Origin of the sequence: Mesorhizobium sp. AR10 (assembly GCF_024746795.1) — a bacterium.
Taxonomy (GTDB): Bacteria; Pseudomonadota; Alphaproteobacteria; order Rhizobiales; family Rhizobiaceae; genus Mesorhizobium.
In genome coordinates this window covers 715,176-732,855 of the sequence record NZ_CP080524.1, presented here as the reverse complement: position 1 = coordinate 732,855, position 17,680 = coordinate 715,176, and the positions used below count along the sequence as shown (strand labels likewise).

Annotated in this window: 15 protein-coding genes and 1 pseudogene; 7 read left to right on the top strand and 9 right to left on the bottom strand. The window is 63.0% G+C overall.

The features are described from left to right. Window positions 1–56: 56 nt before the first annotated feature. Window positions 57–788: an SDR family oxidoreductase gene (locus tag LHFGNBLO_RS06815; RefSeq protein ID WP_258605382.1), complete on the top strand. Its 732-nt coding sequence runs from the start codon at window positions 57–59 to the stop codon at window positions 786–788. A gap of 65 nt (window positions 789–853) precedes the next feature. Beyond that, window positions 854–1,699 (top strand): fumarylacetoacetate hydrolase family protein, encoded by an 846-nt coding sequence (locus LHFGNBLO_RS06810; RefSeq protein ID WP_258605380.1) that lies wholly within the window; start codon window positions 854–856, stop codon window positions 1,697–1,699. A gap of 207 nt (window positions 1,700–1,906) precedes the next feature. Here LHFGNBLO_RS06810 and LHFGNBLO_RS06805 read toward each other — a convergent pair whose 3' ends face one another. The 6 genes from LHFGNBLO_RS06805 to LHFGNBLO_RS06780 form a co-directional block, all read right to left on the bottom strand. Continuing rightward, on the bottom strand, window positions 1,907–2,905 hold the full coding sequence (locus LHFGNBLO_RS06805; RefSeq protein WP_258605379.1) for an ABC transporter ATP-binding protein: 999 nt from the start codon (window positions 2,903–2,905) through the stop codon (window positions 1,907–1,909). Window positions 2,906–2,920: 15 nt separating this feature from the next. After that, window positions 2,921–3,982 (bottom strand): Gfo/Idh/MocA family protein, encoded by a 1,062-nt coding sequence (locus LHFGNBLO_RS06800; protein ID WP_258605378.1) that lies wholly within the window; start codon window positions 3,980–3,982, stop codon window positions 2,921–2,923. Further along, entirely contained in the window at window positions 3,979–4,818 is an 840-nt protein-coding gene (locus LHFGNBLO_RS06795; RefSeq protein WP_258605376.1) for a carbohydrate ABC transporter permease, read from the bottom strand. The genes LHFGNBLO_RS06800 and LHFGNBLO_RS06795 overlap by 4 nt, the downstream gene beginning before the upstream one ends. 228 nt (window positions 4,819–5,046) lie before the next feature. Next, window positions 5,047–5,976: a carbohydrate ABC transporter permease gene (locus LHFGNBLO_RS06790; RefSeq protein ID WP_258605375.1), complete on the bottom strand. Its 930-nt coding sequence runs from the start codon at window positions 5,974–5,976 to the stop codon at window positions 5,047–5,049. 228 nt (window positions 5,977–6,204) lie between these two features. Next, window positions 6,205–7,464, bottom strand: coding sequence for an ABC transporter substrate-binding protein (locus tag LHFGNBLO_RS06785; RefSeq protein WP_258605374.1), 1,260 nt, complete (start codon window positions 7,462–7,464; stop codon window positions 6,205–6,207). A gap of 1 nt (window position 7,465) precedes the next feature. Then, a complete protein-coding gene (locus LHFGNBLO_RS06780; protein WP_258605372.1) occupies window positions 7,466–8,422 on the bottom strand; it encodes an N-acetylmuramic acid 6-phosphate etherase in 957 nt (318 codons plus the stop codon). Between the two features lie 198 nt (window positions 8,423–8,620). Between LHFGNBLO_RS06780 and LHFGNBLO_RS06775 the strand changes: the two genes are divergently transcribed. The 5 genes and pseudogenes from LHFGNBLO_RS06775 (at window position 8,621) to LHFGNBLO_RS06755 (ending at window position 13,613) form a co-directional block, all read left to right on the top strand. Further along, window positions 8,621–9,502 carry an N-acetylglucosamine kinase gene (locus LHFGNBLO_RS06775; protein ID WP_258605370.1) on the top strand — a complete coding sequence of 294 codons (882 nt, stop codon included), beginning with the start codon at window positions 8,621–8,623 and terminating at the stop codon, window positions 9,500–9,502. Next, on the top strand, window positions 9,499–10,281 hold the full coding sequence (locus LHFGNBLO_RS06770) for a GntR family transcriptional regulator (protein ID WP_258605368.1): 783 nt from the start codon (window positions 9,499–9,501) through the stop codon (window positions 10,279–10,281). Before LHFGNBLO_RS06775 ends, LHFGNBLO_RS06770 begins: the two co-directional genes overlap by 4 nt. Further along, a complete protein-coding gene (locus LHFGNBLO_RS06765; protein WP_258605367.1) occupies window positions 10,278–11,309 on the top strand; it encodes an SIS domain-containing protein in 1,032 nt (343 codons plus the stop codon). The genes LHFGNBLO_RS06770 and LHFGNBLO_RS06765 overlap by 4 nt, the downstream gene beginning before the upstream one ends. Then, the gene (nagA, locus tag LHFGNBLO_RS06760) at window positions 11,306–12,481 is read left to right on the top strand and encodes an N-acetylglucosamine-6-phosphate deacetylase (RefSeq protein WP_258605365.1); all 1,176 of its coding nucleotides are present in this window, start codon (window positions 11,306–11,308) and stop codon (window positions 12,479–12,481) included. The genes LHFGNBLO_RS06765 and nagA overlap by 4 nt, the downstream gene beginning before the upstream one ends. An 11-nt stretch (window positions 12,482–12,492) precedes the next feature. Next, window positions 12,493–13,613 (top strand): annotated as a pseudogene (locus tag LHFGNBLO_RS06755) (NAD(P)/FAD-dependent oxidoreductase). 88 nt (window positions 13,614–13,701) lie between these two features. Here LHFGNBLO_RS06755 and LHFGNBLO_RS06750 read toward each other — a convergent pair. The 3 genes from LHFGNBLO_RS06750 to LHFGNBLO_RS06740 form a co-directional block, all read right to left on the bottom strand. After that, on the bottom strand, window positions 13,702–14,442 hold the full coding sequence (locus tag LHFGNBLO_RS06750; RefSeq protein WP_258605363.1) for a GntR family transcriptional regulator: 741 nt from the start codon (window positions 14,440–14,442) through the stop codon (window positions 13,702–13,704). Window positions 14,443–14,714: 272 nt separating this feature from the next. After that, window positions 14,715–15,392 (bottom strand): ribulose-phosphate 3-epimerase, encoded by a 678-nt coding sequence (rpe, locus tag LHFGNBLO_RS06745; protein ID WP_258605361.1) that lies wholly within the window; start codon window positions 15,390–15,392, stop codon window positions 14,715–14,717. Between the two features lie 247 nt (window positions 15,393–15,639). Then, a complete protein-coding gene (locus LHFGNBLO_RS06740) occupies window positions 15,640–17,604 on the bottom strand; it encodes a hypothetical protein (protein ID WP_258605359.1) in 1,965 nt (654 codons plus the stop codon). Between the last annotated feature and the right edge of the window lie 76 nt (window positions 17,605–17,680).

Genomic DNA, 17,680 nt, shown 5'->3' with positions numbered 1-17,680 from the left:
GTCTTGGCCGACTGCCGATAAACCCCGATGACCACAAAGCGGGCGAGGAGAAAAGCATGGCGGATCTGGCAGGCAAGATCGTTGTCGTCACGGCGGCGGCGCAAGGCATCGGCCGGGCGAGCGCGCTGGCTTTCGCCAAGGCGGGTGCCGTCGTCCATGCCACCGACATCAACGAAGCGCTTCTCGCCGAGCTCGCCAAGACATCCGGCATCAAGACCCGCAAGCTCGATGTGCTGAACGATGAGGCGGTGGCGGCCGGCTTTGCCGAGATCGGCGCCGTCGACGTGCTGTTCAACTGCGCCGGCTTCGTCCATTCTGGCTCGATCCTCGAGATGAAGGACGCCGATCTCGACTTCGCCTTCAACCTCAATGTGCGCGCCATGATCCGCACCATTCGCGCCGTGCTGCCCGGCATGCTGGAGCGTGGCGACGGGTCGATCATCAACATGTCTTCCGTTGCCGGCGCGGGCAAGGGCGTGCCCAACCGTTTCGCCTATGGTGTCACCAAGGCGGCAGTCATTGGCCTGACCAAAGCGATCGCCGCCGACTATGTCGGCAAGGGCATTCGCTGCAACGCCATCTGCCCGGGCACGGTCGAAAGCCCGTCGCTCCAAGACCGCATGCATGCGCAGGGTGATTACGAAGCCGCCCGCGCCGCCTTCATCGCCCGCCAACCGATGGGCCGTCTCGGCACGCCCGAGGAAATCGCCGATCTCGCCGTCTATCTGGCCGGCGCCACCTACACGTCCGGACAGGCCTATAATATCGACGGCGGCTGGTCGATCTAAGCGGCCTCATTCGCCTCGGCGGAGCGTTTTTGCAAACGGCCACTGGCCGCAATCAGGAGAACAAGATGAAACTGCTGCGCTATGGCGAGATTGGGAGCGAACGTCCCGGCCTGCTCGATGCGGATGGAACGATCCGCGACCTCTCGGCTCATGTCGCCGACATTGCCGGCAAGGCGCTCGATCCGGCATCGCTCGCCGCACTGGCGAAGCTCGATGCGAAATCGCTGCCGGCGGTTCCCGGCAAGCCGCGCCTCGGCGCCTGCGTTGTCGGCACCGGCAAATTCATCTGCATCGGCCTGAACTATTCCGACCACGCCGCCGAAACCGGCGCCACTGTGCCGCCGGAGCCCATCATCTTCATGAAGGCGAGCTCGGCCATCGTCGGCCCGGACGACGACGTGCTGATCCCGCGCGGCTCGGTGAAGACCGACTGGGAAGTCGAGCTTGCCGTGGTCATCGGCAAGACCGCGAAATACGTCACCGAGGCCGAGGCGCTGGACTACGTCGCCGGCTACTGTGTGGCGCATGACGTTTCCGAGCGCGCCTTCCAGGCCGAGCGCCAGGGTCAGTGGACCAAGGGCAAGTCCTGCGACACGTTCGGGCCGATCGGCCCGTGGCTGGTGACCAAGGACGAGGTCAAGGACCCGCAGAACATCAAGATGTGGCTGACGGTCAACGGCAAGACGATGCAGAACGGCTCGACCAAGACCATGGTCTATGGCGTCGCCTATCTGGTTTCCTATCTCAGCCAGTTCATGTCGCTGCACCCCGGCGACATCATCTCCACCGGCACGCCGCCCGGCGTCGGCCTCGGCATGAAGCCGCCGGTGTTCCTCAGGGCTGGCGATGTTGTCGAACTCGGCATCGAGGGCCTCGGCCAGCAGAAACAGACGTTCAAGGCGGACGTGTAGGCGCATCACCTCACAGGTTTGCGCCGCCCCTCATCTGGCTGTCGCCATCTTCTCCCCGTGAACGGGGAGAAGGACGCTCTCGGCGACTGTTCGCCAACCACCACCGTCGCAGGAAAGGCGCCGAGTATGCGGCCTGCTCTTCCTCCCCGTTCACGGGAGAAATGCCCGGCAGGGCAATGAGGGGCAGCGCCAACCTATGCTTCGAAGCTACTTCAGCACCTTGCCATCAGCCCCAAAGCGATAGGTCCTGGCCGGATCCGGCGTCGCAAAAAGCGTCGAGCCGGGTTCGGCATTGTAGACGCCGAAGATGCGCACGGTGATCAGCCCGGCCTTCTCGCAGTCGAGATAGAGGTTGGTGTCGGCGCCGAGATGCTCGGCATGGACGACCGTCCCCTTCCAGGCGCCGGATTTCGGATCGACGGTCAGATGCTCGGGTCGCACGCCAATCGTCTTTGCCGTCTCGCCGAGACGGGCGCCATCGACGAAATTCATTTTCGGTGAACCGATGAAGCCGGCGACGAACTCGTTCGCCGGCGAATTGTAGAGCTCCATCGGTCCGCCGATCTGTTCGATTCTCCCCGCATTGAGAACGACGATCTTGTCGGCCAACGTCATCGCCTCGACCTGGTCGTGGGTGACATAGATCATCGTTGCCTTCAGCCGGCGATGCAGTTGTGCGATCTCCAGCCTCGTGTTGACGCGCAGTGCGGCATCGAGGTTGGACAGCGGCTCGTCAAAGAGAAACAGTTTCGGCTCCCGCACCACCGCGCGGCCGATGGCGACGCGCTGGCGCTGGCCGCCGGACAGCTCGGCCGGCCGCCTTTCGAGATAGGGTTCCAGCGACAGCATCGACGAGGCGATCCCGATTCGGCGATCGATCTCGGCCGCCGGGGTGCCCGCCTGCTTGAGGCCGAGGCCCATATTGTTCTTCACCGTCAGATGCGGGTAGAGCGCATAGGTCTGGAACACCATGGCGATGCCGCGCTTGGCCGGCGGCGTCGCGGAGACATCCTCGCCGTCGATCACCACACGGCCCGAGGTCGAATCCTCCAGCCCGGCAATGACCCTCAGCAGGGTCGACTTTCCGCAGCCGGAAGGGCCGACGAAGACGACAAACTCACCGTCCGTCACTTCGAGGTTGATGCCCTTCAGCACCTCGACCGGCCCGAAGGCCTTCTTCACATTCTCGATATTCAGCGAGCCCACAATATTGTTCCTAGCTTAGAGTTTGACGGCTGCGCCGCTGCGCACGCTCTCGTCGGCTGCAAGGCAGACGGCGAGCGACTTCACCGCGTCATCCATATGCCTGTTGAGATCGAGATCCTCGCGGATCGCCTTCAGCACAAAGGCCTGTTCGAGGTCGCACAGGTCCTGATGGCCGGGCTCGCCTTCCATCGACAGCATCTCGTCCGGCTTGGCGAACTTGCCGTCCGCCCCGGTCGCAGCACTGTGCAGGCGGATGGTCGAGGTCTTGGTGTGGGTGTCGATGTCGTCGGATTTGACGCCCTCCTTCATGACGATCGACACGCAGCCATTGGGCGAGATCACGTCCTTGACGAAGAAGGCCGTTTCCGAAATCATCGGCCCCCAGCCGGCTTCGTACCAGCCGACCGAACCATCGTCGAACAGCACTTGCAAATGGCCGTAATTGTACATCGAGGGCGAGACCTCTTCGGTCAGCCTGACCCCCATGCCGCGCACTTCGACCGGTCTGGCGTCGGTGATCTGCAGCATCACGTCGAGATAATGCACGCCGCAATCGACGATCGGCGATGTCGTCTGCATCAACTGCTTGTGCGTCCCCCAGGTGTGGCCCGAAGATTGCTGGTTGAGGTTCATGCGGAACACGTAAGGGCCGCCAAGCTTGCGCGCCTCGGCGATCAGCCTGATCCATGACGGGTGATGGCGAAGGATATAGCCGATCACCAGCTTCTTGCCGTTGGCCTTGGCCGCAGCAACGACACGTTCCGCATCCGCGACATTCGTTGCCAGCGGCTTTTCGACGAAGACATGGCAACCGGCTTCGAATGCCTTCACCGCGTAGTCGGCATGGCTGTCGGAATAGGTGGCGATGCAGGCGACGTCGGGCTTTTCGTTGCGCAACGCCTCGTCGAAAGAGCGCCTGATGCCATAGCCGGAGAGTCCATCGGGCAGCGGCACATCGGAGCGGTTGATCAATGCCGCGATCTCGAAACCCGGATTGGTGTGATAGGCCAGCGCATGGCTGCGGCCCATATTGCCGAGGCCGGCAACGACGACACGAAGAGGCTTTTCCAAACTCACTTGACGGCTCCGGAGGTGATGCCGCGGATCAGCTGCCGCGAGAAGATGACGTAGAGGATGAGCACCGGCATAATCGCCAGCGAGAGCGCTGCCAGGATGGCGTTCCAGTTGGTGACGAACTGGCCGAGAAACAGCTGCGCGCCCAGCGTCACCGTCTTGGTCTCTTCCGACGGCGCCAGGATCAGCGGGAACCACAGATCGTTCCAGATCGGGATCATCGTGAAGACTGCGACCGTCGCCATCGATGGCCTGACCAGCGGCAGCACGAGGCGGAAGAAGATCGTGTATTCGGACAGGCCGTCGATGCGTCCGGCGTTCTTCAGATCGTCGGACACCTGCTTCATGAACTCCGACAGGATGAACACGGCCAACGGCAGGCCTTGCGCCGTGTAGACCAGGACCAGCGCCGTCAGCGTGTTGACCAGCCCGCTCGCCACCATCAATTGCAGGATGGCGACAGTGCCGAGGCGGATCGGGATCATGATGCCGAGCGCCAGGTAGAGCCCCATCAGCGAGTTGCCGCGAAAGCGGTATTCCGACAGTGAAAAGGCGGCCATGGCGCCGAACAAAAGCACGAAGAACAGCGAGGCGACGGTGACGACAAGGCTGTTCTGGAAATAGTGGATGAAGTCGCCCTGGCCGATAACCGTGGTGTAGCCGATCAGGTCGAAGGTTTTTGGCGTCGGCGGCGCCAGCGGCGCGCCGAAGATGCCCGCGCGGGATTTAAATGAATTCATGATCACGATGATCACCGGAAACAGCGCGATCGCCGTGTAGGTCAGCAAGATCGCATGGGCGCCGATGGTACGGGGCAGCGAACGGGTTGCGATGCTCATTGGAACGTCTCCTGACGAGCTGCATTTCCAAAGAACAGCGCCCGGGCACCCCCCTCTGTCCTGCCGGACATCTCCCACTCAAGGGGGGAGATCGGCAGGGTCGGCGACAGCATACGTCCTGCGACGTTGAAAATTGGCGAAACCGGCAATGACATCCAATCTCCCCCCTTGAGGGGGAGATGGCCGGCAGGCCAGAGGGGGGTGTTCAAGCTCAACATCTCAGCCCCCTCAGAACTGGTAGCGACGCAAGCGCGTCTGGACGAGGAAGAGGTAGACGCAGACGCCGCCAAGGATGATCAGGAACATCATCGTGGCGATCGCCGCGCCCATATTGGGATCGCCGACCTGCAACTGGAAGCCGAAGAAGGCGCGATAGAGGAATGTGCCGAGAATATCGGTCGAATAGTTCGGTCCGGCCAGCGCGCCTTGCGCGGTATAGATCAGGTCGAAGGCGTTGAAATTGCCGACGAAGGTCAGGATCGAGATGATGCCGATCGATGGCAGGATCAGCGGCAGCTTGATCTTCCAGAACTGCGACATGCCGGTGATGCCGTCGCATTCGGCGGCTTCGATCACCTCTTCGGGGATCGACAGCAGTGCGGCGTAGATCAGCATCATCGGGATGCCGACGAACTGCCACACCGAGATCAGGCTGAGCGTGGTCAGCGCATATTCTTCCTTGCCGAGCCATGGCGTGAACAGGCTTTTCAGGCCGACCAGGTCGAGGAGGTTCGGCGCCACGCCCCACAGCGGCGACAGGATCAGCTTCCAGGCGAAGCCGACGATGACGAAGGACAGGATCGTCGGCACGAAGATCGCCGTGCGGTAGAAGGCGGAGAACCTGAGCCTGGGGCTCGACAGCAAAGCCGCCAGAAGCACGCCGATCGGGTTCTGCACCAGCATGTGGATGATGAAGAACCAGGTGTTGTTGCGCAGCGCATTCCAGAAATTGACCGACCAGTTGGGATCGCCAAACAGCGTGTGGAAGTTTCGCAGCCCGACAAAGACCTGGTGCTGGTCGATGTTGCGGAACAGCGACAGCTGCAGCGTGCCGGCCAGCGGCAGGATCATGATCGCGGTATAGACAAGCAAAGCCGGCGCCAGGAAGACGCCGATATGCCAGCGGAACGGTCGTTTTGGTCGTGTTTCTGCGGCCATGAGTTCGGTCCCCGCCGTCTCTCGGTTCCATAGGGTGTGATGCTAGATGATGCCTCGATGCACGGCCCGAATGTCCTTCCCCCGTCGGGCAAGGACAAAAGGCTTGCGACAGGTCAGCTAGCCTTTCCCACACAGAGCAGGGTAAGGCCGCGAGGCGGTGCCGACAATCGCAATCTGAAGTCTGAAATCCGGCCGGGCATATGCCCGGCCGGTCCGTTGCCTGAGCTCTTATTTCGCCGGCTTGTACCAGCTGTCGAGGCCGTCCTGCAGCTTCTTGGCGGCAGCCTCCGGCGTGTCGGTGCCGTTGATGACGTTGGCCGATTCAACCCACGTCTCGTTCTCGAGGTTCGGCGTGCCGCGCGACAGGATCTGGTAGGTCGAGCGGATCGTCGACTTGCACTTGTCGCGCCAGGAAACGAATTCCTGCGCCAGCGGGTCTTCCATCTTCACCGGCGTCGAGTTCAGGCTGAAGAAGCCTGGCAACGAGTTGGCGTAGATGGTGGCGAAATCAGGCGAGGCGACCCAGGACAGGAAGGTCTTGGCTGCATCCGCGTTCTTGGACGCCGCATTCAGGCCCATGCCGATATCGGTGTGGTCGGAGATGTAGCAGGTGTCGCCGGCCTTCTGCACCGGCGGCGGGAAGGCGCCCATCTTGAACTGCGCCTGCGTGTTGAACAGACCGATTTCCCACGAGCCGGCCGGGTAGATGGCGGCGCGGCCGAGCGTGAACAGGTTCTGGCTGTCGGGGTAGGTCTGGGCTTCGAAGCCATCGCCGAGATAAGGCTTCCACTTGGCAAGTTCGGCATAGGGCGCGACCCAGTCGGCGTCGGTCAGCTTCTGCTCGCCCTTGATCAGCGCAGCGCGGCCTTCCTCGCCCTTCCAGTAGTTCGGGCCGATGTTCTGGTAGCCCATGGTCGCGGCTTCCCAGAGATCCTTGGTGCCCATCGCCATCGGGATGTAGGTGCCGTCGGCCTTGATCTTGTCGAGCGCGGCGTAGAACTCCTCGTTCGTCGTCGGGATCTTGATGCCGAGCTTGTCGAAGGCGTCCTTGTTGTAGATGAAGCCGTGGATGACCGAGGCCATCGGCACGCAGAAGCTCGCCTTGCCGTCGTCGGTCTGCCATGCGGCCTTGGCCACTGGCGAGAAATTCTCCATGCCGGGCAGCGTCGAGATATCGGCGAGGTTGCCCTTCTTGAACAGCTCGAGCGACTTGTCGAACGGACGGCAGGTGATCAGGTCGCCCGCCGAGCCGGCAGCGAGCTTTGCACCGAGTGCGGCGTCATATTCGGTCGGCGCCGAGGGTGCGAACACCACCTTGATGCCCGGGTTCTTGGCCTCGAAGGCCGGGATCAGCTTGTCCTTCCAGATGGCAAGGTCGTCGCCGCGCCAGCTTTCGATGTTGAGCGTTACGTCAGCGGCATAAGCCACCCCGGCGGTGCCGAGAATGCTTGTGCCGAGAAGAAGTGCCGTCAGTAGTTTCGTTTTCATGCTAGTCTCCCTGTTGACCTTTTTCAGGTTCGGTGTTGAGAACAGGGGCCTTCGTGCCCTTGTTCCCCTCGATCAAGGAAAGCGCCGGCCGCAGCTTCTGGCCGGTCCCTTCCAGTATCTTCTCGGCCGCATCGGCGTTGGCAGCGCCGGCGGCGAGCAGAATGGCAGTCTTGACAACGCCACCGCTCTTTTCGAGCAGGCGCGCCGCATCGTCCTTGCCTCGCCCGCTGATGGCGGCGACGATGCGCGCCGCGCGGTCGCGCAGCTTGATGTTGTCGGCGGTGAGGTTGACCATGTAGCCGTCATGCACATGGCCGAGATGGATGGCGGTCAGCGTCGATAGCATGTTGAGCGCGATCTTCTGCGCAGTGCCGGCTCCCATGCGCGTCGAGCCGGCAATCACTTCCGGCGGCGTTTCGAGCAATATGGCGGTGTCGGCCAGCCGCAGCAGCGGCGTGTCCTTGTTGTTGGCGATCGCGATGGTCGCGGCACCCCGGCGCCTGGCGTCTTCCAGCGCCTGCACCGCATAGGGTGTCGAGCCGCTGGCCGAGATGGCGATCAGGCAGTCGCCCTTGCCGATACCGGCATTGGCAACTGCTGCCGAGGCCTCATTGGTGTCGTCCTCCGGCCCGCCGGCAAGCGTCTTGAAGGCTTCATCGCCACCGGCAATCAGGATGGCGATACGGTCGCGCCGAATGCCGAAGGTGCCGGGCAACTCCAGCGCGTCGGCCAATGCCATCAGGCCCGAGCTACCGGCGGCCGCATAGGCAAGCTTGCCGCCGCTGTTCAACCGGCTTGCGATGATTTCGGCGGCGGCAGCGATTGCAGGAATGGCGCCGCGCACGGCCTTGGCGGCCTCGATCTGCGCATTGGCCAGCGAGGAAAGGATGGCGTCCGGGGCCTGGATGTCCAGTCCCTCGGCATTCTGGTGAAGCGCTTCGGTGCGCGTGTCGGCCATCCCGTTCCCTCCGATCGGGGAACAATACCAAAAAAATACCACTTGTCTACACGCATTAACGAATTCCTTGCTCCGGAACCGGTCGGTCGACAAAATATGGTGATTTTTCAATAAAATACGCCTTAATCTTTTTGAAACAGAAATTAATCCTTGGCTATTGGTATTTTATTGGTATTATTCGCCTGGAGGAGAAATCGCGTGAATTTCGTGCTCGGTATCGATGGCGGCGGCACCAGCTGCAGAGCAGCCCTTGCGACAGCAGACGGCACCGTCGTCGGCCGCGCCAAGAGCGGAGCCGCCAACATCCGCACCGACCTGACCGGCGCCAGGACCAACATCGTCGATGCGGCACGGCAGGCCTTTGTCGCCGCCGGGCAGGATCCTGAAATGATCCCGCAAACCCCGGCCATTCTTGGCCTCGCCGGTGCCAATGTCGGCACCTACAGGCAGCAGCTCGAGGCGATCCTTCCCTTCAGCATCAGCCGCGTCGAGACCGACGCCGAGATTGCGCTGGAAGGCGCGGTCGGTTCCGGTGACGGCGCCATGGCCATCCTCGGCACCGGCACCGCCTATATGGCGCGCAGGAACGGCAAGTCGCGAGCCATCGGCGGCTGGGGCTTCCAGGTCGGCGACCAGGGCAGTGGCGCCCGCATCGGCCGCGACCTGCTCGAGCAGACATTGCTTGCCCATGACGGCATACGCGAGGGCTCGCCGCTGACGCAGGCCATGCTCGCCACTTTCCGCAACAACCCCGAGGACGTGGTCGAATTCACCACCAAAGCCAAGCCCGGCGATTTCGGCGGCTTCGCGCCCAAGGTCTTCGAGCATGCCGAAAAGGGTGATATCGTCGCAAACTGGATCCTCGACAAGGCAGTCACCGATGTCGCGGCCGCTCTTGGTGCGCTCGATCTCTCGGGCGACGCTCCGCTCTGCCTGCTCGGCGGGCTGGCGCCACTCTATGCGCCGCGCCTGTCGGCGCGCTACCGGGCGCTGCTGAAGCCGCCGCTCGACGACGCGCTGGGCGGCGCGGTGCAGATGGCGGTTCGCCTTTTCGCCAAAGTGGCGGAGGCGACGCGATGAGCGTGGCTGCCGACCAGATTTTCGCCACGCTGAAACAGTCGTCGCAAAGCGGTGCACCGCTCTATCTACAACTTCGCAAGAGCATCGAGGACGCGGTCAATCGCGGCCTGATCGGGCCGGGCGACGCACTGCCGTCCGAGCGTGACATCGCCAGCAAGGCCGATATTTCGCGCGTCACCGTGCGCAAGGCGGTGCAGGATCTGGTCAAGGGCGGCATCCTCGTCCAGCGCCACGGTTCCGGTACCTTTGTGGCGCCGCGCATGGAGCGCGTCGAGCAATCGCTGTCGCGGCTCACTTCTTTCACCGAGGACATGGCCAGGCGCGGCATGGTCGTGCGTTCGGCATGGCTCGACCGTGGCCTCTATGCGCCGTCGCCGGACGAGATGATGGTGCTTGGCCTATCGTCGAATGAACTGGTGGCGCGCGTGGCGCGCCTGCGTATAGCCAACGACACGCCGCTAGCGATCGAACGCGCGGCAATCTCGGCGAGCGTGCTGCCGGATCCGGCGGCAATAGGCTCCTCGCTCTACGCGGCGCTGGAATTGACCGGCAACCGCCCGGTGCGGGCGGTGCAGCGCATCTCCGCCGCCAATCTCGGCGACAGCGACGCGCGCCTGCTCGAAGTGCCGCCCGGCATTGCCGGCCTCCACATCGAACGCATTTCCTATCTGGCGAGCGGCAAGGTGATCGAATTCACCCGCTCCATCTACAGGGGCGACGCTTATGATTTCGTCGCCGAACTCCGGCTAAGCGGGCCGGGCGAAGAGGGCCGGCCATGAACGCAACCACCACCCATATGCGGCGCGAGATCGAGGAGATCCCCGAGGCCACCGCCCGCCTGCTCGACGGTTCGGCTGCAGTGCTGGCCGAGGCCGGGCGCGGCATTCGCGAACGCAATCCACATTTCATCGTCACCGTGGCGCGCGGCTCGTCCGACCATGCCGCCACCTTCATGAAATATGCCGTGGAGCTGACCGCCGGCCTGGCTGTTGCCTCGGTCGGCCCGTCGATCGCCTCGATCTATGGCGCCAAACTCAGGCTCGCCGGCTCCGCTTGCCTGGCGATCTCGCAGTCGGGCAAAAGCCCGGATATCGTGGCCATGGCGCAAGCCGCCAGGGCCGGCGGGTCGCTGACCGTCGCCATCACCAACACCGCAGATTCGCCGCTGGCGCGGGCCTCGGATTATGCGATCGACATTCTGGCCGGTCCGGAACGGAGCGTTGCGGCGACCAAGACCTTCGTCAACTCGGCTGTTGCCGGCCTCGCTTTGATGGCGCATTGCACCGGCGACGACAAGCTTCTGGCAGCTCTTGCCCGCTTGCCGGAGCATTTCCGCAAGGCGATCGGATGCGACTGGATGGCGCTGGCCCCAGCACTTGAGACGCCGAAATCACTGTTCATCCTCGGCCGGGGGCCGTCCTCGGCCATTGCCAACGAGGCGGCGCTGAAATTCAAGGAAACCTGCGCCATGCACGCCGAGGCCTATAGTGCGGCCGAAGTCATGCATGGCCCGCTGGCGCTGGTCGGCCCAGGCTTTCCGGTGCTGGCGCTGGCCGCCCGCGATGCTTCCGAGCCGTCGGTTGCCGAGGCCGCCGACAGCCTGGCGGGCAAGGGCGCGGCCGTCTTCGTCACCTCGGACAAGGCCAGGAGCGCGCAGCACCTGCCGCATGTCGCCACCGGCCATCCGCTGACCGACCCGCTGGCGCTGATCGTGTCCTTCTATGGCTTCGTGGAGGCCTTTGCCCGCCATCGCGGCCTCGATCCGGACACGCCACCCAATCTGCGCAAGGTGACCGAAACCGTATGAGCGACCGTTTTGCCCTGACTGGCGCCCGGATTTTCGATGGCGATGACTGGCACGACAAAGCGGCCCTTGTCGTGCGCGACGGACTCGTCGAGTCCATCGTTCTCGCCGGCGCCATTCCGTCCGACGTTCGTAAAGTCGAGACCGGCGGCGGCATGCTTGCGCCCGGCTTCGTCGACCTGCAGGTCAATGGCGGCGGCGGCGTCATGCTCAACGATCATCCCGATGTCGCGTCGATCGAAACCATCTGCCGAGCGCACGCGCCCTTCGGCACGACGGCGCTGCTGCCGACATTGATCACCGACACGCCTGATATCACCGCTGCGGCGGTCGCCGCCGGGGCCGAAGCCGCCCAACAAAAAGTGCCAGGCTTCCTCGGCCTGCATCTCGAAGGTCCGCATTTGTCGGTTGCCCGCAAGGGCGCGCATGATCCGGCGCTGATCCGGCCGATGACCGACGCCGACCAGGCGATGCTGGTCGCGGCGCGCAAAAATCTGCCGGTGCTGCTGACGACGATAGCACCTGAATCCGTCGAGCCGGCCCGGGTGTCAGCACTTGCCGAGGCCGGCATCGTCGTCAGCGTCGGCCATTCCGACACTGGCTACGTCAAGGCACGCGCCTTCGCCGGTGCCGGCGCGACGCTGGTCACCCATCTGTTCAACGCGATGAGCCAGATCGGTAACCGTGAGCCAGGCCTTGCGGGTGCTGCCATCGATACCGGCGCGCTGTTCGCCGGCATCATCGCCGACGGCATCCATGTCGATCCCGCCACCATGGCGATTGCGCTGCGGGCCAAGCAGGGACCGGGCAAGATCGTGCTGGTCACCGACGCCATGGCCACGATCGGCACCGACATGACGTCCTTCACGCTCAACGGCCGCACCATCTACCGCAAGGACGGCAGCCTGCGGCTTGCCGACGGCACGCTGGCGGGCGCCGATCTCGACATGATCTCCGCCGTGCGCTTCGTCCACCGCATTGTCGGACTGGATCTGTCGGAAGCCTTGCGCATGGCTTCGCTCTATCCGGCGCAAGCTCTTGGCCAATCGCACCGGCTGGGGCGGTTTGCCAACGGCACCGCGGCCGATATCGTCGCATTGTCTGATGATCTGAACGTCGAGGGCGTCTGGATCGGCGGCACCAAAGTATTTGCACTTGGCGCCACTTTGCGCTGAAGATCGAAGCTATGCACACAGTCGATTGCGTCGTCGCCGGAGCAGGGGTCGTCGGCCTCGCCGTTGCCCGGGCGCTTGCCTTGTCGGGCCGCGAGGTGCTGGTGGTCGAAAAGGCAGCCGCCATCGGCACGGTCACAAGCGCGCGCAATTCGGAAGTCATCCATGCCGGGATTTACTACGCGCCGGGAAGCATGAAAGCCCGGCTCTGCGTCGAAGGGCGCGCGCGTCTTTATGCCTATTGCCTTGACCGCAACATTGGCCATGCGCGCACCGGCAAGCTGATCGTCGCAGTCGAACCTGCACAGCTGGACAAGCTGCGGGCGATCCGCAACAACGCCGAACGATGCGGGGTTGCAGACCTCGAACTGCTGACGCGCGCGCAACCTGAAAGCCTCGAACCCGAGTTGAATTGCGCCGGTGCGCTGTTGTCTCCGTCGACCGGGATCATCGACAGCCAGGCGCTGATGCTGTCGCTGCATGGCGATGCGGAAGCTGCCGGCGCATCCTTCGCCTTTCTGACCGCTGTTGCCGCTGCGGTCGCTGAGCCCGACGGGGTCGAAATCCGCACCCAGGATGCCAGCGGCGAGGCGTTCGAACTGAAGGCCGGCGCCTTCGTCAACGCCACAGGCTTGGACGCCCAGGCTTTGGCTGCTCGCATCGGAGGCTTTCCGCAAGACAGCATTCCGCCGTTATGGCTGGCGCGCGGCAACTACTTTGCCCTTTCCGGTCGGTCGCCATTCTCGCGGCTGATCTACCCGGTTCCAGTCGATGGCGGCCTTGGCGTCCATTTGGCCCTGGACCTTGGCGGCAGCGCGCGCTTCGGCCCTGATGTCGAATGGATCGACCGTGTCGACTATACGGTCGATCCCGGCCGAGCCGATTCATTCTACGGAGAGATCAGGCGTTATTGGCCTGGCCTTCCGGATGGCGGCCTGCACCCGGCCTATGCCGGCGTCAGGCCAAAACTGTCCGGCCCGGGCCAGCCGGCGGCTGACTTCATGGTGCAAGGGCCGGCCGACCATGGCGCCGGACAGATCGTCAACCTGTTTGGCATCGAGAGCCCCGGCCTCACCGCGAGCTTCGCTATCGCTACCATGTCCTTACGCTTTTGTACCCAAATCCTGGTCGTTAGCCGGCTTTGTCGTACAGGCCCTTGTAGGTCTCGCGCAGCAGGTACTTCTGCACCTTGCCCACCGTGTTGCACGGCAGTTCACGAGCAGCTATTTGCGGCCGCGCAGGGTCTTGCTTGCCTTTGGATATTCGCTCTGGCTGAAGCGCTCTATGCACATTGCCGCCGTCAGGCGGTAGTGGTTGAGCAGTGCTTCAACCGCGCCGTCGGCGTCGCCATCCAGCGTGCGTTCCGCGATCAAGCGATGCTCGCCGAGATCGTCTCGTTCGATTGCCGGGCTGGCCTGCGACATCAGCCTGTAGCGGGAGGCCTGATCGGAAAGCTGGTCGCAGAACCCAACCAGCCAATGCGACCGGCAGGCCGCAATCAGCGCGCGGTGGAAGGCACGATGCAACTTCTCCCATTCCGGATTGTTGGACGCGGGATCCTCGGGCAAGCGGCGTTGCGAGCGTGCCAGGCGGTGCAAGGCCAGCACCAGTTGTTCTTCCCATTCACCGGTGCGGTGGGCGATGGATTCGCGAAGCGCCCGCTCTTCCATCCAGCAGCGGGTCCGCGTCAGTTCCTCCAATTCCTCCGCGCTGACCGGCATGATGAAGAAGCCACGCTGGTCGTGCCGACCGAGAAGACCTTCCGACGCAAGCCGGTTGAGGGCCTCGCGGACGGGTGAGGCACCGGCGCCATACCGGGAGACCACCCATTCGACCCGCAGCTTGCTTTCGGTTTCGAGCACGCCACGCAGGAGATCGTCACGAAGTTGAGTATAGACCGCGCTGGCAAGCGTGCTCTTGGACCCTGGGCCTTCTTCGCTCAGATCGGCGGTTCCGTATGTCAACGTTGCTCCTGTTGTCTGCGTTAGCTCCGCCATCCTGTCCGCGAGGCAGTCCGAATCTCGTACATGTACTCTACCGTGTCAGGCTTCCACGCCAAAGAGAAAGGTCATGATATTGTACTTAAAGAGGAAGGGTCACCCCATCATGCTCTGGCTAAGTAACGCTTGTCGTGAAAATCTTGCTCTTCTTGGGAAATTTTGTACAGCTTTGCCGACGGTGTCTCGGCGCCCAGCAGGGACATCATAATGTCCGCGATTTGTTCTCGACGAGAGCGTCAGCCGGGCGTCCGGTCCGCAGCCGCCCTGATCGCCTCGATGTTTGCCCGGTAGGCTTCGACGCTGCCGCCCTTGAAGATGGCGGCGCCGGCCACCAGCACGTCGGCGCCGGCGGCGGTAACCAGGGGCGCCGTTTGCGGCGAGATGCCGCCGTCGATCTCGATGCGGATCGGCCGGTTGCCGATCATCGCCTTCACCCGCTTCACCTTGTCGACGATCTCAGGAATGAAGGCTTGGCCGCCGAATCCCGGGTTGACGGTCATGATCAGGATCAGATCGAGCCGGTTGAGCACATACTCGATCATGGTTTCCGGCGTCGCCGGGTTGAGCGAAACGCCGGCCTTCTTCCCGAGGTTCCTGATCGTCTGCAACGAGCGGTCGAGATGCGGCCCGGCTTCGGCATGCACGGTGATGCCGTCGCAGCCGGCTTCGGCAAAGGCCGCCAGATAGGGGTCTGCCGGTGCGATCATCAGATGGCAGTCGAAAAAGGCCTTGGTGCGGTTGCGGATAGCCTTGATCACCGGCGGGCCGAAGGTGATGTTGGGCACGAAGTGCCCATCCATGACGTCGAGGTGGATCCAGTCGGCCCCAGCCGCCGCTACAGCCTCGACCTCGTCGCCGAGCTTCGAAAAATCCGACGCCAGCACCGATGGCGCGATCAGGGTTCTGTGAGCCATGTCCGCTTCCCGTTCTTGAGCCCGCTCTCGCCCTGGCGCATCGACCCGAAAATCGGAATTGATTTTCGGAAAGCACGATGCGTGGGTTCAAAGTGTTAGAGCGTACTTTGTGCGCCCAAATGGACGCAGGTCGCTCTAATCGTCTCAGCGCTGCTTGTCGACAGGAATCCGGCATCGGCGCCTCGTCTGTGCAACGGAAGGAGAGAGGCGGTGGTAGGCCGCCTCTCTCCTTTGCGGGCGTCGGATTTCAGTTTACATGCCGCGGCGGCCTGGCCCGTCCTGGCAGAAACGGCTTGCCGCTGCCTTGCTTCACCTTTTGCAGACTGAACTTTTTGACAGGTGGCTTGGGCACGCAATGCCCACGCACCAGTTTTTCGGTTGCACGGCAGGCGGTGACGATGACCTGGTTCTTTACACATGCCTTGCCAACCAGATGGTAGCCGCGCTTGCAGTCGATAATGATGGGAGGCTTGCGCACGCACACTCCATTGACACGCTGTTCGTTGCGCTTGCACCTGTCTGCGATTACCGGATTCCTCACGCATTTCAGGCCGACCTGCCGATAGCCGGGCAGGCAGTGTATGCTGATGCCAATGCACTTGCCGTTGACGAGCTTTTCGGTGCTGCGGCATGCAGCCACAAGCGGCTTGTCGACACATTTGCCCCGGATCAACCTCTGGCTCGGCAAGCATGAGCGGCCGGGATCGACGACGACCGGAGGAAGTTGTGGCTCCGGCTTGCCGGGATCGGGCCGCGTATCGACGGTCAGGTCGTCAGCGTTCGGGTCGAAATTGCGCTTGATGCAGGTGAAATCCTCGCTGTCCTTGTCGACGGTGGCGATAGCGCCGCCCTGCTTGATCTCCTGCAGTGTGCACTGGATCGAGCGCGTTCTGACGATGCTGAGATCATGCGCAGCGCTCGCCTTGAAGGAGCCGCCCTGATTGAAGGCGACCGTCGTGCCCGTGAAGAAGGCGCCGTTCGAGCAGCTGATCCGATAGTGGAACGCGCCCGGTGCATCGCGCTCGACCTCGAACGCCACCTGGCCCTTGCGTGGGCAGAGCTTCTTGAAACCGGCGCTGTCGGACACGGTGACCTCGCCGTGCCAGTCCGAATGCGCCGGCGGATTGTCGGGGTCGTCCTGCGGTGTGTCGGCGAAGCCGCCGCCGCCCGCGCCGGTGCAGTGGACGGTTATGTCCTTCCAGCCGTCGAAGGGCTCGAACGGGCCGTTGCCGACGATCTCGGTCTTGTACTGGAAGTAAGCGGTCGCGCCGACATTCTCCCATTTCTCGTCGGTGGCGAAGTAGCCGTTCTTGCCCGCGTCGTAGGACGCCCAAACCTGCTTGAACTCCGAGGTGATCGGCCCGTTGTCCTTCTGCCGCCAGATGCGCATCGACACCGGCCCGGCCTGGTTGGCCTGCGCGCGGCTGGTCACCTTGAGCGCCGGGCACACGGTGCCGGGTGTCGATCCCTGCTGGTTTGACTGGTAGGTGGTCAGAAACAGCTTGACGTTCTTCACCTCGAACGCGCCGAAATCGGTAGCGATGTCTTGAGTGTTCGGTTTGATGACGGGGTCGCAGACGACTTGAACGTCGAACGAACCGTGTTCGGCATAGTGCGAATCGTAAATCGGATGGGGCCAGTTACCGGCCTTGGCCTCGCTGACTGCGTTGTCCATGTCGAGCGCCGTATCGGTAAGTGCCGAGAAGCTCGCGTGGAAGGTGTGAGTGAACGAATAGGACTTCGTCGGCCCATCGGGCTGGAGGTGCTGGTTGCACTTGGCGACGATCTGATCACCGTAAGGCACCACGGCGATGCCCGTATTCGACGACAGCGGTATGGTGGAGGGGTTGAAGGAGAAATTCTCCTGGTGATTGTAATCGCGGCTTACAGGCGATGCACTCCAGATCGGCGGGAATACGCCGCACTGGCTGGGTCCGCATGTGCCCAGAGAAACAGCGACATCCTGCACATAACCTGGCCACCGCGTGTTGATCTTCATGTGGCCCCAGAACTGGACATTGCCGCTTTTCAGTGTGTCCCACTTTTGCTTGTCGCTCGAGCCGACGTGGATCGTCGTATTGGCGCTTTCTGTGTGGAATGACATTGACTTGATGTTCGCCTGCTTGGCGAAGGCCGGTGTGGTGGCGAGCGCTCCTGCGATCAGAGCAACAGTCGTCGCCGTATTGCGGAAGACGTACCTGGCTGAAGACATTTCTCTCTCCTGATGTGTCCTTCAGGAGTTGGTCGTCGCTTGGCCCGGTAAGGTTCACGCAACGATCCAAGCCAAA

What these genes read in the sequence shown, in the direction of transcription:
- LHFGNBLO_RS06815 (WP_258605382.1), top strand. Translation starts at nt 57, where the DNA reads ATGGCGGATCTGGCAGGCAAGATCGTTGTCGTCACGGCGGCGGCGCAA.
- LHFGNBLO_RS06810 (WP_258605380.1), top strand. Translation starts at nt 854, where the DNA reads ATGAAACTGCTGCGCTATGGCGAGATTGGGAGCGAACGTCCCGGCCTG.
- LHFGNBLO_RS06795 (WP_258605376.1), bottom strand. Translation starts at nt 4,818, where the DNA reads ATGAGCATCGCAACCCGTTCGCTGCCCCGTACCATCGGCGCCCATGCG.
- LHFGNBLO_RS06790 (WP_258605375.1), bottom strand. Translation starts at nt 5,976, where the DNA reads ATGGCCGCAGAAACACGACCAAAACGACCGTTCCGCTGGCATATCGGC.
- LHFGNBLO_RS06785 (WP_258605374.1), bottom strand. Translation starts at nt 7,464, where the DNA reads ATGAAAACGAAACTACTGACGGCACTTCTTCTCGGCACAAGCATTCTC.
- LHFGNBLO_RS06780 (WP_258605372.1), bottom strand. Translation starts at nt 8,422, where the DNA reads ATGGCCGACACGCGCACCGAAGCGCTTCACCAGAATGCCGAGGGACTG.
- LHFGNBLO_RS06770 (WP_258605368.1), top strand. Translation starts at nt 9,499, where the DNA reads ATGAGCGTGGCTGCCGACCAGATTTTCGCCACGCTGAAACAGTCGTCG.
- LHFGNBLO_RS06765 (WP_258605367.1), top strand. Translation starts at nt 10,278, where the DNA reads ATGAACGCAACCACCACCCATATGCGGCGCGAGATCGAGGAGATCCCC.
- nagA (WP_258605365.1), top strand. Translation starts at nt 11,306, where the DNA reads ATGAGCGACCGTTTTGCCCTGACTGGCGCCCGGATTTTCGATGGCGAT.
- rpe (WP_258605361.1), bottom strand. Translation starts at nt 15,392, where the DNA reads ATGGCTCACAGAACCCTGATCGCGCCATCGGTGCTGGCGTCGGATTTT.
- LHFGNBLO_RS06740 (WP_258605359.1), bottom strand. Translation starts at nt 17,604, where the DNA reads ATGTCTTCAGCCAGGTACGTCTTCCGCAATACGGCGACGACTGTTGCT.